Below are 14,090 nucleotides of genomic sequence, written 5' to 3'. Positions count from 1 at the left end.
TATAGATATCAAAGTCACCATAGGTCGCCTTATAAGCATTCATACTAAAACTATCCAGCGTGACCTTATGTAAAGCCTTATTATCACCACCGCTAGAGATCGGCATTCCTTCAGTCCAATCGAGCTTAGGACCAAAGTCACCCATCTCATAGCTACCCCCCCTCAATAAATTGCATGTTTTCTTTTTGCTGCGCTAAGAAGTTATCCAGTTGCTGCTGTTCATCATCGCTTAGATTACTACGGGTTTGTGGAATGCCGTTACTGTCCGTCGAAGTCGCAGGCTCTTTAGCGCAAGCAGTCAAGGCAAATAGCGGTAATATAAACAGCGGTACGAATAGAGGTTTAAGCATCATAATGGGCTACAGTGATATTTTGTTGAGAAATCAGACGGATTATACTAATATCACTGCGAGCACAGATCCCATTGTACTCAAGCTCAATATACTTAGTGACATCATTGACGACTTCAAATCTTATTTTATAGTCTTGGCGATATATCAGTTCATTCTTCGATATGCCTAAAAACCTTTCTTAATCATGATTAACTGTTGTTAATCCACTTAGTTTATCAAGTTTGGTACTACAGTTGCTTCAACATAGCTCCGTCTAATATAGCCACATTTATATAATGACGTTTAATCGTCACTATATAAATGTTTTTGAATGGTAATAAGCACTGTTTGATTTAAACCGCTATCTGCCGCGCCTGATTGCTCAAATTTACAAAGTCTTTCACAGTTAATGTTTCAGGACGTGCTTGTGGATCAATACCGCAAGCCGCAAAGTCGTCTTCGCTCAATGTTGGCAATAGTGTCGATTTTTTAAATATCGCCCGCAGCGTTTTACGACGATGATTAAAGGTTTCGCGTACCACAATCGCAAAATGTTCTTCATCCTCTGCCACGACCGGTTTATCAATGTGCGGCGTCAAGCGAAAAACAGCGCTGGTTACTTTGGGTGGCGGATTGAATGCACCGCGAGGTACGGTCAGCAGATAATCTGTATCGCAATGATACTGCATGATGACAGACAAGCGGCCGTAAGTTTTGCTACCGACATCGGCAGTGATCCGCTCAACGACTTCTTTTTGTAGCATAAAGTGCATGTCTTGAATCACATCGGCATAGCTGAGCAAATGAAACAATATAGGCGTAGAAATATTGTATGGTAGATTACCCACTACCCGTAGCTTACCGCGTTCAGGGCTATACAGCTCACGATAATCCACATGCATGGCATTTTCTTTGATAATCGTAAAGTTTGGGTGACTATTGGCGCCAATACGAATACGTAGGCTATCTGCCAAATCACGATCTAGCTCGACCACGGTCATCGCATCCACTTCTGCCAATAACGGCTCCGTCAGCGCGCCCATCCCTGGCCCAATCTCAATGAGATTATCGTCGCGTTCTAGGCGAATACTGTCAACTATTTGGCGAATAACACTGCCATCGTGCAAGAAGTTTTGACCAAAGCGCTTCCGCGGCTGGTGTTTGGCAGCGCGTAGGCTGTTAGAAATAGATTGAGCATCAAACGAAGTTTTGGACATAAAAAAGTCTTAATGGATAGAAGTTAAATGGACGATAGCGCTATGGCAACAATGTGCTGCTTTTATTTGCTAATTTTATAATGATAAATTATAGCACAGCTCATAATTGCCCAGTATCTTTGAGACATTTTATTGATAAATCACCCATACCTTAGCGCAACCGACACAGTGTCTTTTTTTGTTCTCAAACCATTGATACCATGATCCTACAGGATAAGTCTCAAGTCCTCACTAGGGAGCCGCGCTTATTCATATAAATGAGTGACTATGTTTAATGAACGTATCAGTAAGTGTTTAATCTAAGTTAAACCTAGTCTACCCAGCTCAAACATTTATCTCCGTTTCTAATGAGATAAGCTTTAATTTGAAAATTATAATATTTAGCGTATAAATCCGCTGAAGTATTGAATTGATGCTGCTTATAATTTTCATATCCATGTGTAGTTCCTATTATTGGAACAATATTTTCATCGCTAACGCACCCTCGCTTTATTTCGGGAGTGTAGGGACCACCACTGTAAGTGGCATAAACGTGTAAATCACCCTTCGAAATTGCTTTCAGAGCATCAGCTGTAGGATCTGCACTGTATAGATAATCCAAACTGAATGGTTGTTTTACTTCACTGCTACAAGCCGCTGCTAAGCAAAAAAACAAAAGTGGTATAAGTGATCTAATTACCAAAACCTCCTCCATGTTCTTTGTTTGGATGACGGGCAATAGAGTTTTTATATAATTGTCTCATAATAGTATTTTGATGGACTAGTGATAGGCAGATTATGGTAAATGACTTTCGGTGGAAGAAGTCAGTTTTCACTGGTTTCATTTAGGTATACCCCAGTGGAACCAGTTATTTCACCCTTTAAACTTATTAATAGACCACTCAAAATAGACTACTACAGTGGAACTACTTATATTAGGGCGTGTTTGATGACTTATAAATAGGCATTATTCACACTAATGCTATCCAATACTGAGTTACAGATCTCGCCAAGGCATAGACTTATAGAAGAGGTCTGTTAACAAGCGATTTATCCGCCATCTCGTTTGCCATGGTTAATGCTTGATACAAACTGGTAGCACTTGCGCCGCCACGTCCTGCCAAATCAAGCGCAGTCCCGTGATCGACTGATGTACGAATGTATGGCAATCCTAAGGTTAGATTGACTGTATCGCCAAAGCCGTGTGATTTCAGTACTGGCAAACCTTGATCGTGGTACATAGCAATGACCGCATCACAATTGGCTAAATGCCTTGGGGTAAACAAGGTATCTGCTGGCATTGCCTCCGAGATATCAACGCCTGCATCGATAAACTCTTGCAGCACGGGATTAATAATTTCAATCTCTTCCACACCCAAATGTCCACCCTCGCCCGCATGTGGATTGAGACCGCAGACCAAAATACGCGGCTGGGTTAAACCAAACTTCTCACGCATATCATCAATGACAATCTGTACCGTTTGGCGCACATTATCGGCAGTGATGGCGGCAGGTACGTCTTTTAATGCCAAATGAGTGGTAACAAGCGCTACTTTCATCGCTTCATTAGCGAGCATCATTACCACTTTATCACAGCCACTTTGCTGCATGAAAAACTCAGTATGACCGCTAAACATGGTGCCATCGAGCAGTTTAATACCAGCATCTATCAATGCAGATTTTTGCAATGGGCCGGTGACAATAGCAGCAACCGTATGATTGGCTGCCAGTTTATGAGCAATCTCTAACTGTCGCGCCACCATTAGGGCATTATTAATATCGATATGGCCTGCGACTATAGGTGCACCACAAGGCATATCAAGTAAAACAAACGTACATTTATTATCATTATTGGAAGCAGAAGTCTGCTGTGCAATTTGCTTTACAAAATCATCAGCATCCACTTGTGGCGCGATTGTTTGCCAAGATGGACAAGTGGTTAACACGCCCGCAGCGACCAATTTATCAGCCCGCGCTTGCATGGCTTCAGCTTCAGCAGTGACCCAGATTGGCCGCTTAAAATCCTGCAGTTTGCCTTCGGCTGCCAATAGTAGTACGACGTCCATCCCGATACCAGCAGGTTCACCGGTTGTGATTAACAATGGAAATTTTTTTTGTATATCTTGCATAGTAATAAGACCCTATTATTATATTAAGCATTTAATTTTATTATATTTTTTGATAAAAAAATAAATATTGATAGTCGCATTGTATAAATGATTTCTCGAACTTTTACAACCCTAATCTAGGATAGATAATTATTTATAGCGACCGAAAAAACCACATAATGTGTTAAACTTTCGCTTTTCATTTTAGCATTTATAAGCAAATACTAAGACCGCATTTTGGTACTCATATCGTAGGAGTATGACAAGCTTGTTTATAGTGAGATTTTCAAATAATGGAATTCTCAACAAGCCTTTCATACCCTTATAGAAAAAACCTCTACTGAATACTTTATAGCAACTTTTGCAACTGACTTTTAAAACCGACTTTTAAAATATTGGGCACTCATGGCAGACAACGAAAAAACCGACGACTTACTCAATCAGACACCGCCGCACAATATCGATATTGAAAAGGCACTACTGGCGTCTTTGATGAGTATTGAAGAGGCATATGACAAAATCGCAGATATCGTCACCAAAGATGATTTCTACGCAGGACGGCATCAATATATTTTTGACGCCATCGCCCATTTGGCTGCCGTCAACGAGCCTTACGATACGGTCATGGTACACGATTGGTTAGAGGCGCAAAAACTGCTTAAAAGTGCCGGCGGCGACAGTTATTTGGCGGATATTTTGAGTCAAAGCCCTGCTACGTTGTTTAACCTAACCGCCTATGCCCAGCGCGTGCGTGAGTTGTCTACTCTACGTCAGTTGATTACCACTGGCAATGACATGTTGACCCTTGCCTATAATCCTAAAGATCAAACGGTCAGCGACATATTAGACAACGTCGAAGCAAAAATATTTAGTATCAATGAGCAGCATAATAAACGCGCTGAGCAGCGTGGGCCAGTTGGTATTACTTCAGTATTGACTAATGTCATCGATAAGATTCAAGAGCTTAAATCGAACCCTGATGGCATGATTGGTCTGCAAACGCCATTTGTTGAGCTAAACAATAAAACTCAAGGTTTACAAGCAGGCGATTTAGTCATTGTTGCCGCTCGTCCATCGATGGGTAAAACCACCTTTGCCATGAACTTGGCGGAAGGAATTTTGTTTAACGAAGATTTACCAGTGGTTGTATTTTCAATGGAGATGCCCGCAGAATCTATCGTCATGCGTCTATTATCATCGTGGGGCGCAATTAATCAGACCCATTTACGTTCAGGACAAATGAACGAAGATGAATGGGCAAAAATGATGAATGCCATTCAGCATCTGCAATCAAAGCACCTTTATATTGATGACAGTACCGCTCTGCCGCCATCTGAGCTACGCTCACGCTGTCGCCGTATCGCTAAAAACCATGACGGCAAGCTTGGCGCTATCATCGTCGATTACCTGCAGTTGATGAAAGTACCTAATCTCGATGGTAACCGTGTTGGAGAAATCTCTGAGATTTCACGTAGCTTAAAAGCCTTGGCACGCGAGCTTGAGTGTCCTGTCATTGCCTTATCGCAGCTTAACCGTAGTCTAGAGAACCGCCCTAATAAACGCCCTATCATGTCGGATTTGCGTGAATCAGGAGCGATTGAGCAGGATGCCGATTTGATTATGTTCATCTATCGTGATGAGGTTTATAATGAGAACTCAGATCACAAAGGTGTGGCTGAAATCATCATTGGTAAACAGCGTAATGGCCCTATTGGTACCATACGTTTAGGCTTTGAAGGACAATTTACCCGCTTTATCAATCTGACGCCAGAATACTATCAAAATGTCAGTTTTGAGAATGATGAATAATGACTGTTTCAAATAAATATTGAAATATTATTTATGAAACGTTATAAAATATGACTGATTAATAATATAGTTAGTCCAGTATAAAAACGATGCAGCGGAACTGAAATTGATTTTTCGCAGCCTCTGTCTGCGCAGGCACAGCAAGCCAGAAAAATTTATTCCAGTTTCGCGTAAAAACCTCATGTATCTCTTTTATTTAGAATTGACTATAGCCAGTGATTTATCAGCCGATGATAAATCACTGGCTTTATCACTTCATCACTTTACTAATAAAATAACTTTGCTAAAAAGAAGCCTATTATGCGCACCATCACTATCAAACCAGCAGCCATCACCCATAATCTGAATCGAGTAAAAGCGCTAGCACCAAAATCTAAGGTTCTCGCCATGGTAAAGGCCAACGCCTATGGTCATGGCGTCGCGGCGGTCTTGCCAGCGGTCCAGCACGCTGATGGTGTTGGTGTCGCTACTTTAATAGAAGCACTAGAAGCAAGGCAACTGGGCTGGGATAAAACCATTGGTTTGATTGAAGGCGCATTTACTAGCGATGAGTGGCTACAAGCGATTGAATATGATATTAGTTGCGTCATTCATCATGCACCGCAATTAGACTGGGCTCTAGAGCATATACCGCCTGCTGATAGCGCCACTAAAGTAGTTTGGATAAAATATAATACCGGTATGAATCGCTTAGGTTTTAATGACCATACTATTATTCCAGCAGCGAAACATCTGCATGACGCAGGTTATCAGCTGGTTTTAACCACTCACTTTGCCAATGCTGATGATCATAACCATCCCCTAAACGCTATTCAAATTCAACGTTTTAATAACATGCTTAACTCGTTGCGAGAAACCATCAGCGCAGATATTAAAGGCTCATTATGCAATTCAGCTGGTATTGTTAATTTCTCAGAGCATCATCATGACTGGGTGCGTCCAGGCATTATGTTATATGGTAGTGCGCCTGTCATCGATCAAAGTGCACAGGAATTAGAGTTACAACCAGCAATGGATTTTAGCGCACAAATTATGGCCCTACAAACGATAAAAGTGGGCGATGCTATTGGTTATGGTAGCCACTGGATTGCATTAGCAGAAACCAGAACGGCTTTGGTGAGTATCGGCTATGGAGATGGCTATCCACGTATCATTAGCAAGGACGCTTATGTCTCCGTAATCGACGCGACCACCAATAAAAGCTATCCATGCCCAGTTCGCGGTAGGGTCGCAATGGATATGATTGTGATTGATATTAGCTCAACACCCAAAAACTTGGCAATAAATAGTAAAGTAATACTTTGGGGTAGTGTGCCACACGTTGATGAAGTGGCAGCACATGCGGGTACCATCGGTTACGAGTTACTGTGCAGACTAAGTACTCGTCCAGAGCGGACACTAGGTTAATAGCATTGATTTTGCTACTCAGTCTCAGTATTAGTATTAGCACCCTTTCATTAGAGCAAAATTGAACATTTACATTGAGAGTAATTGCGCTATACTAAAAGTTTGTTGTCACCCCAGTATACGCACTAATGCGATGCTATTGAAAACTGATAACTTTTCACTGACTGCGATCGATTGCTAGGATAACTATGAGTTTGCGCCATTTTTTGACCCTATCTGATTTAACCAAACAAGAACTAGAAAATCTCATTAAACGCGCGAGCGAATTGCGAAAAATGCAACACGCAGGCGAGATATATCAGCCGTTTGTTGGTCGTACGCTTGGCATGATATTTGAAAAGTCATCAACCCGTACGCGCATCTCGTTTGAGACTGGTATGGGACAGTTTGGTGGTAGCGCTATTTTCTTATCGCCAAATGACACCCAGCTTGGACGCGGTGAGCCGCTAGAAGATTCAGCTCGCGTTATCTCTAGCATGGTCGATATCATCATGATACGTACTTTTGGGCACGAAAAAGTCGAGACCTTTGCTGAATACTCTAGTGTGCCGATTATCAACGCCCTCACTGATGATTTCCACCCTTGCCAGCTGCTTGCTGATATGCAAACCTACTATGAGCATCGCGGTAGTATCGAAAATAAAATCGTCACTTGGGTTGGTGATGGTAATAATATGTGCGCATCTTATATGCAAGCCGCCAATCAGTTTGGTTTTGAGCTACGCGTGGCAGCGCCCTATGGTTTCGAGCCTGACCCTGAGCTAATGAAACGCTTTTCGCATTGCGTAAGCATCGTCGAAAACGTACAAGAAGCGGCGAAAGATTCGAACTTAATCGTCACTGACGTATGGGCAAGTATGGGTCAAGAATCTGAGCAAAACACCCGTGCTCGTCGATTTGCCTCTTATCAAGTAACACCATCGCTGCTTGATAAAGCCGACCCTGAAGTGGTGTTTATGCACTGCTTGCCAGCTCATCGCGGCGAAGAAATATCTCATGATATGCTAGATGATCCACGTTCGGTCGTGTGGCATGAAGCCGAAAACCGCTTACATGCGCAAAAGGCATTAATGGAGTTTTTATTAAAAGACAAAATTAAGCTATAGGCATCTATTTTATAGGCACATATTTTCATCAGCTGTTTATACAGTAATAGATAGCAAAAAAGGCGGCGTACATAAATTGTACGCTGCCTTTTTAATATTCGGTCGATAAATGACGAATAATTAACGAGTCAATACTTCAACCCCATTACTACTGGCTTTTAACAAAACATCTGCTTGATTAGCAGCAAAGACACCATTACAAACCACGCCAACGATATTGTTTAATTGCTGCTCAAGTGCTAGCGGATTACTAACATCCAAATCATAAGTATCTAAAATTACATTACCGTAATCGGTGACAAAATCTTCACGATAAACGGGTTCACCGCCCATACGCGCTAATTGCCTGGCGACATATGAGCGCGCCTGTGGCAACACTTCTATCGGTACGGGAAACTCACGACCCAGTAACTCGACAACCTTACTCTCATCAACCATGCAAACAAACTGATTAGAAGCCGCTGCGACAATTTTTTCACGCGTGAGTGCCCCACCGCCGCCTTTGATGAGTTGTAAATTTGCGTTTACTTCATCAGCACCATCGATATAAACATCAAGCTGACCGGCAAAGTTTAAATCAATTATCTCAATACCCAATGCACGAAGTTTATCTTCTGTGACCTGCGAGCTTGCAACCGCGCCAGCCAGCCTTAATGTCGGTAACAACTCAATTAAACAGTTAACCGTACTGCCTGTCCCCACTCCAAGTATCATGTCATCTTCGATATAGCGTATGGCGGCTTTGGCGGCGGCTTGCTTTTGGGCTTGCTGATCACTCATCGTAAATCCTTGGCAAAATAAACGTATCATTGTAAAAGAAGTAAAAGACTAAAAGAGGCAAAATGCGGGGCTATTATAACTGATGACTTTGATGAATGTCAGCGTAATAGTGCTTCTAATAATCAGATATTAAGTTTATTTTTATCACCCATTTAACACAGGCAGCCAAAAAGCTAGCGCCAATAGCGTTACCAATAATACTGGCGGGGTAATGAGTAAACCAACTTTCATATACTGCCCCCAACTTATTTTATAGTCCTTTTCGGCCAATACGTGTAGCCATAATAAGGTGGCCAAACTACCAATGGGCGTAAATTTAGGCCCTAAATCATTACCGATGATATTGGCATAAATCATCAATTCTCGTGTCGTATCTGTTACTTGTGCGCTATCGATAGCCAGTGCGCCTACTAAGGTTGATGGCATATTATTCATAATAGAAGCGACAACAGCGGAGAGAAAACCCGTACCTAACGTTGCTATAACAGTACCTTGTTGCCCAAGCCAGCCTACAACCTGAGCGCCATAGGCGGTTAATCCGGCATTGCCCAAGCCATAAACGACCAAGTACATACCAATTGAAAATAAAACTATTTGCCAAGGGGCTTTACGTACCACATCGGATACAGAAATAATAGCACCACGACCACCTTGCCAAAAGCGACCTGCGATAGCCATGAGCAGTAGCGCAGCAGCTCCAGTGACAAGAGAAATAGGAATACCCAGCGGTTCTGTTGCAAAATAAGCCATAAGCAACAATGCTAATAGCGGAAAAGCCGCTTTAAAAACCAACGGGTCTTCGATAGCCGACTCTGGTGCGCTAAGACTAGCAATTGAATAGTGTTTTGGAATATGGCGCGCATAGACCACCCATAGCACAACTAGCGTTGCTAACACAGAGACAATATTCACTGGCACCATAACCGCAGCATAACGTCCAAAACCAATATCAAAATAATTGGCACTGACGATATTCACCAGATTGGAGGTAACCAATGGCAGACTTGCGGTATCGGCAATAAAACCAGTCGCGATGATAAATGCCAAAGCTGATGGTGGTGAAAAATTAAGCCTTAGCAATATCGCAATGACAATCGGTGTCAATAATAATGCAGCACCATCATTGGCAAAAAATGCCGATATAAACGCGCCTAACATTACAATCATGGGAAATAGCAAACGCCCTTGACCATTACCAAGTTTGGCTACATGCAGTGCTGCCCAGCCAAAAAAACCCGCTTTATCTAAAACAAGCGAGATGATAATAAGCGCGACAAAGGTAAAGGTCGCGTCCCAGACAATGTCCCATACGACCCCAACATCAGATAATTGCACCACACCAAAAGCTAAAGCAACCAACGCGCCGCCTATTGCGCTCCAACCAATGCCTAGGCCCTTAGGCTGCCAAATAACCAAAGTTAGGGTCACAATAAAGATAATGAGTGCGAGCATAAATAACCTTAACGTTACTTAGGCAAACTTGATGCCATCTATTTGATCTAGCCCAGTTAACATAAAATAGCTTAATACAAAATAATTAATATAGTCTAGTGAAACAGCCTAGGGCGTGTCCTCATTTTAAAAATGGTGATAAAAATGAGTTAAATTGCAGTTAAACAAGGAAAATAGTGCAGATAATATCGGGATATTAGCCAACTATTTGACGATGTTTAGCAAAATTTAGCCATTTTTAGCACATTTAGGTATTATCGTTTAGATTGAGGACACGCCCTAGTAGTACAGAAGATTAAAGCGACTTTTGATTGACTCGCTGTGATACTTGTTCAGTATTTTCGACACGTTCTGAATAGCGATCAGTCAGATACGCTGAGCGTCCGCGTGTGAGCCATGTAAACTTTACCAGCTCTTCGCAAACATCCACGAGACGCAGATATAAAGGTGACATATCCATGCGATTATCATCATTAAACTCTAAAAAGGCTTTTGGAATAGACGATTGATTGGGGATGGTAATCATCCGCATCCAGCGCCCAAGAATACGCAATTGATTGACGGTATTAAAGCTTTGACTACCGCCACTTACTTGCATCACTGCCAACGTTTTGCCTTGGGTCGGACGTACGCCGCCTAATGCTAACGGAATCCAATCAATTTGCGCTTTCATAATACTGGTCATACTGCCATGACGTTCTGGACTCACCCACAGCATGCCTTCTGACCACTGCGCAAGTTCACGTAGCTCTTGTACTTTCGGATGCTCGATATCGGCATCGTCAGGTAGTGGCAAACCGGATGGGTTAAACATCTTCACCTCACAGCCGTACCAACGCAATAGACGGCTTGCTTCTTCAGCTGCCAGCCTAGAAAATGAGCGTTCGCGCAAAGAGCCGTATAACACCAATATTTTTGGTGGATGACGCGGGTCATTTGTTGCAATCAAAGACTCAATATCGATAGGTTGAAGCTTACTTGGGTCAATATTGGGTAAATCATCAAAGTCAAAATTTTGCTGATTTTCTTTAGCGCTTGGCATAGTGAATAACGTCTCCATTTTCTTTAGTAAAGCTGCTCACTGGATTGTCTAAAAGCTCAAACACTCGCTCTGTGGGTCGACATAATGCCGCGCCTTTATCCGTAACCACGATAGGACGGTTGATTAGAATAGGATGCGCAATCATAGAATCGATAATCACCTCGTCAGACAGTGCCAGATTATCTAAACCTAACTCATCATTGATGGCTTCTTTACTACGCAGCAATTCTCGCGGTGAGGTATTCATTTTTGCCAATAGCTCAACTAAGTAATCACGGCTTGGCGGCGTCTTAAGATATTCAATCACCTCTGGATTCTCACCTGAGGCTTGCATAATGGCTAAAGTATTTCTAGAAGTACCACATTTAGGGTTGTGGAAAATCAATGTTTTCATAGTAGGTTTACCTATTTATGAGTATATTTATCAAGTTAATTTTTAGCTTAACTTTGTCTGAATAATGATTCTAATGATTGTTTTTAATGGCTATTTTAATGAACATCTTAATTATCAGCTTTATTTATCTCACAACCACTTAAGCTGTCCATAAGCGACGCACATAATTCTGGATGTCCTGCACAGCAATCTTGCAGTAAAAACTGAATCACTGCCTGCATATGTGATAAGGAGGCTCGATAGATAATTTGGCGGCTGTGGCGCTTTGATGTCACCCAACCTGAACGTGCCAGTATCGCTAGATGCGCTGACATGGTGTTATGAGGCACAGACAGTTGGCGTGCTATTTCGCCCGCAGCTAAGCCTTCTGGCTCTTGATTAACCAGCAACCTAAACGCTTTTAGACGGGTATCTTGAGACAGCGCAGCAAAGCTGGCGATAGCAGTAGTTATTTCCATATGTCCAATAATACAGACAGGTCAAAATAATTCAAGATTTTTAGGCAAGTTTTTAGATAAATAACTCACTAAAAATCTATCTCGACTTCAATTAACCCTGTCAAAATACTAAAGCCGATATAAAAACTGCAATTGTGTCTTGCAAGATAGTTAAAATCAGCATAGGCTAATCTATTTCATTTTTATACTTATCTGCGCTTTTTGGTAATGGTTATTGTCAATTGCCACTTATATAACCATCCGCACTTTTTATATTCATACACACTCTAGTTTAGGAATCATTATGCTGTCACACTGGGTACGAGCCATCTTACAAGCCACCGTCTATGACGTTGCTATTCAAACACCACTTGAAGCGGCACCCAAGCTGACCCAGCGTTTTGCTAATGATATTCGATTTAAGCGTGAAGACTTGCAACCAGTCAAATCCTTTAAATTGCGCGGTGCTTATAACCGTATTAGCCAATTAAGCGATGAGCAAAAAGCACACGGCGTCATTTGCGCATCGGCGGGTAACCATGCACAAGGCGTTGCTTATTCTGCCCGTAAGCTTGCCATCAATAATATCATCGTCATGCCAACCACCACCCCAGATATCAAAGTCGATGCTGTAAGAGCGCTTGGCGGTAATGTAGATTTACATGGCGATAGTTTTGATGAAGCCAACCGCTATGCGATCAATCGCGCTGAGACCGAAGGCTTGACCTTTATTCCGCCTTATGACGATGAGCTGGTTATCGCGGGACAAGGCACTATCGGCCTTGAGCTGACCCAGCAGTGGCGTAATATGGATTATGTTTTCGTCGCCGTTGGCGGCGGTGGTCTGGTTTCTGGCGTGGCCGCATTCTTAGGTGAAGTGGCCCCGCATGTAAAAGTCATCGCGGTAGAAGCGGAGCAATCAGCGTCTCTTAAAGCCGCGCTTGCAGCAAATGAGCGCGTTAAGCTTGAGCAAGTCGGACTGTTCGTCGATGGTGTGGCCGTAGCTCAAATTGGCGAATTGCCTTTTGACATCGTGCGTATGCAAAAGAGTGACAAATCAGGCCCTGTCGTCGACCCTGAAGTCGTGACCTGCAGCAATGATGAAGTCTGCGCTGCCGTCAAAGATATTTTTGAAGAAAACCGCAGTATCGTCGAACCCGCTGGCGCATTACCCGTTGCTGGTATGAAAAAATACATCGAGGCCCATAACCTACAAGGCAAAAACTGCGTTGGTATCATTTGCGGTGCCAATATGAACTTTGACCGTCTGCGCTATATCGCTGAGCGTACTGAGATTGGTGAGAAAAAAGAAGCCATCTTTGGCGTCACTATTCCTGAGCAAACGGGTGCTTTCTTAAACTTCTGCCGTAGCCTACATGGGCGTAATATCACTGAGTTTAATTACCGTGCCGATAGCAAAAAGTCACCAGACTCCATGGAGCCTGCAGCGATTTTTGTTGGCATCGCGCTAAAAGAAGGCGATAAAGAGCGTCAAACCATTAGCAACCAATTGGCTGCTGATGGTTATGAAGCTCACGACCTAACCGATGATGATATCGCCAAGTCGCATATCCGTCATTTGATTGGCGGTCATGCCCATGTCGAAAACGAGCAATTATTAAGTGTCGTATTCCCAGAACGTCCTGGCGCACTACTGACATTCTTAGAAAAACTGGGTAATGATTTTAATATCACTTTGTTCCATTATCGTAATCATGGTGCTGCCGAAGGCCGTGTATTAGTTGGCCTGCAAGCTTCTGAGGGTAACTCTCGCCAATTACAAGACGCCCTACTCGATATTGGTTATGACTGTACCGCTGTCAATGACAATGTTGGCTATCAGCTATTTTTAAAATAAATAGCTATAAATTACCATCTATCAGTGCAGTTTTTTAATTTAGCCATTAAAAAACTGCGCTTGATGATTTAATAGTAACCTGGCCACCCTTTTAATTACTTAGATTAACACACCAAGTGCAACGCTAAATTATATTATAGAACACCTGATTGGGCGTTTTAAACCCTAA

The 14,090-nt window shown here is 42.5% G+C and carries 13 protein-coding genes; 4 read left to right on the top strand and 9 right to left on the bottom strand.

Translation table 11 applies throughout. From position 1 onward, the window contains the following. Positions 1-152 precede the first annotated feature (152 nt). From EI162_RS10790 to pdxA, 4 genes are all read right to left on the bottom strand, one after another. The gene (locus EI162_RS10790; RefSeq protein ID WP_192524365.1) at positions 153-353 is read right to left on the bottom strand and encodes a hypothetical protein; all 201 of its coding nucleotides are present in this window, start codon (positions 351-353) and stop codon (positions 153-155) included. A 332-nt stretch (positions 354-685) separates the two neighbouring features. After that, positions 686-1,549: a 16S rRNA (adenine(1518)-N(6)/adenine(1519)-N(6))-dimethyltransferase RsmA gene (gene rsmA / locus EI162_RS10785; RefSeq protein WP_192524364.1), complete on the bottom strand. Its 864-nt coding sequence runs from the start codon at positions 1,547-1,549 to the stop codon at positions 686-688. Positions 1,550-1,859: 310 nt separating this feature from the next. Further along, positions 1,860-2,231 (bottom strand): hypothetical protein, encoded by a 372-nt coding sequence (locus tag EI162_RS10780; protein ID WP_192524363.1) that lies wholly within the window; start codon positions 2,229-2,231, stop codon positions 1,860-1,862. A gap of 319 nt (positions 2,232-2,550) precedes the next feature. Further along, positions 2,551-3,657, bottom strand: coding sequence for a 4-hydroxythreonine-4-phosphate dehydrogenase PdxA (gene pdxA / locus EI162_RS10775; protein WP_225736971.1), 1,107 nt, complete (start codon positions 3,655-3,657; stop codon positions 2,551-2,553). Between the two features lie 384 nt (positions 3,658-4,041). Here pdxA and dnaB point away from each other — a divergent pair, with 384 nt between their 5' ends. From dnaB to argF, 3 genes are all read left to right on the top strand, one after another. Continuing rightward, positions 4,042-5,445, top strand: a complete 1,404-nt coding sequence (gene dnaB / locus EI162_RS10770; RefSeq protein WP_192524362.1) for a replicative DNA helicase — start codon at positions 4,042-4,044, stop codon at positions 5,443-5,445. 300 nt (positions 5,446-5,745) lie between these two features. After that, positions 5,746-6,852, top strand: a complete 1,107-nt coding sequence (gene alr, locus EI162_RS10765) for an alanine racemase (RefSeq protein WP_192524361.1) — start codon at positions 5,746-5,748, stop codon at positions 6,850-6,852. A 188-nt stretch (positions 6,853-7,040) separates the two neighbouring features. Then, positions 7,041-7,958: an ornithine carbamoyltransferase gene (argF, locus tag EI162_RS10760; protein ID WP_192524360.1), complete on the top strand. Its 918-nt coding sequence runs from the start codon at positions 7,041-7,043 to the stop codon at positions 7,956-7,958. A gap of 120 nt (positions 7,959-8,078) precedes the next feature. Here argF and rpiA read toward each other — a convergent pair whose 3' ends face one another. The 5 genes from rpiA to EI162_RS10735 all read right to left on the bottom strand — a co-directional run bounded on the left by rpiA (position 8,079) and on the right by EI162_RS10735 (position 12,084). Next, positions 8,079-8,738 (bottom strand): ribose-5-phosphate isomerase RpiA, encoded by a 660-nt coding sequence (gene rpiA / locus EI162_RS10755; RefSeq protein ID WP_192524359.1) that lies wholly within the window; start codon positions 8,736-8,738, stop codon positions 8,079-8,081. Between the two features lie 144 nt (positions 8,739-8,882). Next, positions 8,883-10,190 (bottom strand): arsenic transporter, encoded by a 1,308-nt coding sequence (locus EI162_RS10750; protein ID WP_192524358.1) that lies wholly within the window; start codon positions 10,188-10,190, stop codon positions 8,883-8,885. 295 nt (positions 10,191-10,485) lie between these two features. Then, on the bottom strand, positions 10,486-11,232 hold the full coding sequence (gene arsH / locus EI162_RS10745) for an arsenical resistance protein ArsH (protein ID WP_192524357.1): 747 nt from the start codon (positions 11,230-11,232) through the stop codon (positions 10,486-10,488). Further along, positions 11,219-11,626, bottom strand: a complete 408-nt coding sequence (gene arsC, locus EI162_RS10740; RefSeq protein WP_192524356.1) for an arsenate reductase (glutaredoxin) — start codon at positions 11,624-11,626, stop codon at positions 11,219-11,221. Before arsC ends, arsH begins: the two co-directional genes overlap by 14 nt. Positions 11,627-11,733: 107 nt before the next feature. After that, positions 11,734-12,084 carry an ArsR/SmtB family transcription factor gene (locus EI162_RS10735; RefSeq protein ID WP_192524355.1) on the bottom strand — a complete coding sequence of 117 codons (351 nt, stop codon included), beginning with the start codon at positions 12,082-12,084 and terminating at the stop codon, positions 11,734-11,736. Positions 12,085-12,367: 283 nt separating this feature from the next. Here EI162_RS10735 and ilvA point away from each other — a divergent pair, with 283 nt between their 5' ends. Beyond that, the gene (gene ilvA / locus EI162_RS10730) at positions 12,368-13,921 is read left to right on the top strand and encodes a threonine ammonia-lyase, biosynthetic (RefSeq protein WP_192524354.1); all 1,554 of its coding nucleotides are present in this window, start codon (positions 12,368-12,370) and stop codon (positions 13,919-13,921) included. The last annotated feature ends 169 nt before the right edge of the window (positions 13,922-14,090 follow it).

The sequence above is a fragment of the Psychrobacter sp. FME6 genome (assembly GCF_014861365.1).
In the GTDB taxonomy this organism is placed as follows: domain Bacteria; phylum Pseudomonadota; class Gammaproteobacteria; order Pseudomonadales; family Moraxellaceae; genus Psychrobacter.
This window is presented reverse-complemented; position numbering and strand designations above follow the sequence as displayed.

What these genes read in the sequence shown, in the direction of transcription:
- EI162_RS10790 (WP_192524365.1), bottom strand. Translation starts at nt 353, where the DNA reads ATGATGCTTAAACCTCTATTCGTACCGCTGTTTATATTACCGCTATTT.
- rsmA (WP_192524364.1), bottom strand. Translation starts at nt 1,549, where the DNA reads ATGTCCAAAACTTCGTTTGATGCTCAATCTATTTCTAACAGCCTACGC.
- pdxA (WP_225736971.1), bottom strand. Translation starts at nt 3,657, where the DNA reads ATGCAAGATATACAAAAAAAATTTCCATTGTTAATCACAACCGGTGAA.
- dnaB (WP_192524362.1), top strand. Translation starts at nt 4,042, where the DNA reads ATGGCAGACAACGAAAAAACCGACGACTTACTCAATCAGACACCGCCG.
- alr (WP_192524361.1), top strand. Translation starts at nt 5,746, where the DNA reads ATGCGCACCATCACTATCAAACCAGCAGCCATCACCCATAATCTGAAT.
- argF (WP_192524360.1), top strand. Translation starts at nt 7,041, where the DNA reads ATGAGTTTGCGCCATTTTTTGACCCTATCTGATTTAACCAAACAAGAA.
- rpiA (WP_192524359.1), bottom strand. Translation starts at nt 8,738, where the DNA reads ATGAGTGATCAGCAAGCCCAAAAGCAAGCCGCCGCCAAAGCCGCCATA.
- EI162_RS10750 (WP_192524358.1), bottom strand. Translation starts at nt 10,190, where the DNA reads ATGCTCGCACTCATTATCTTTATTGTGACCCTAACTTTGGTTATTTGG.
- arsH (WP_192524357.1), bottom strand. Translation starts at nt 11,232, where the DNA reads ATGCCAAGCGCTAAAGAAAATCAGCAAAATTTTGACTTTGATGATTTA.
- arsC (WP_192524356.1), bottom strand. Translation starts at nt 11,626, where the DNA reads ATGAAAACATTGATTTTCCACAACCCTAAATGTGGTACTTCTAGAAAT.
- EI162_RS10735 (WP_192524355.1), bottom strand. Translation starts at nt 12,084, where the DNA reads ATGGAAATAACTACTGCTATCGCCAGCTTTGCTGCGCTGTCTCAAGAT.
- ilvA (WP_192524354.1), top strand. Translation starts at nt 12,368, where the DNA reads ATGCTGTCACACTGGGTACGAGCCATCTTACAAGCCACCGTCTATGAC.